General features: G+C 70.1%; 1 protein-coding gene. It reads right to left on the bottom strand.

Annotated elements, in window-relative coordinates; translation table 11 throughout:
* Positions 1–726: methyltransferase regulatory domain-containing protein (locus tag AX702_RS00530; protein ID WP_197420449.1), on the bottom strand; the 726-nt coding region annotated here is incomplete at both ends.

Here is a 726-nt window from a genome sequence, read left to right as displayed (position 1 = left end):
CCCCGCCTGCGCACCGGGCACGGCGGTGCCGGCGTTCGCGATCAGGCGAAGCGCGATGCCGCGCTCGGCAAGGCATCGCTCCAGGCGGTCGATCCGCTCCCGGCCGGCCGCGGCGTCATTGAGAACCGGGTGGGCCATTTGCTGCATCATCAGCAACTGGATCGCCTGAAGCAGCGCGTTGAGGTCGCTTGAGAACACCGGGAGCCGCATCAGCTCCGCGCCGCTCGCCGGGCCGATGGCGAGCCGCTCCAGCAGGGGCGTGAAGATCGCCTCCGGGCCGATAACCGGGCCGATCGGCGTTGCAAAGGTCACCGGGCCGCGAAGCGGTGCGCCCGGCAGCGCGGCGACGCGGATCGCCTCCAGCGCGGCCATGATGGCGGCCGGATCCGCCCGACGCGGATGCTTCTGGAACAGGTCCATGCGCTGATGCGCGTTGCGGGCGATGTCCTTCAGCGCCTCGGCGAGCGCAGGCACGGCGGTCCGCCGGATCAGCGGCTGCATGCGCGCGGGGATCGACATCGACAGGTCGAGATTGTTGAAGACATCGGCGCTGCCGACATAGGCCAGCCCCGCCGCGCCAACCCGCTGGTGCAGGTCCGCGCAATGCTCCGGCCGCCAATGGTCGGTCAGGAACTCATGGGCAAGGTCGGCGGGATCGCGCCGCATCATGTTGGTGAAGTGGCGGCGCATCGCCGGCTGATCGGCAAAGGCGCCATGTTCCACCAT

Origin of the sequence: Sphingomonas sp. CCH5-D11, from assembly GCF_001557395.1 — a bacterium.
Classification (GTDB): domain Bacteria; phylum Pseudomonadota; class Alphaproteobacteria; order Sphingomonadales; family Sphingomonadaceae; genus Sphingomonas.
Note: the sequence above shows the minus strand (reverse complement) of the source record. Positions and strands in the feature narration are given on the sequence as shown.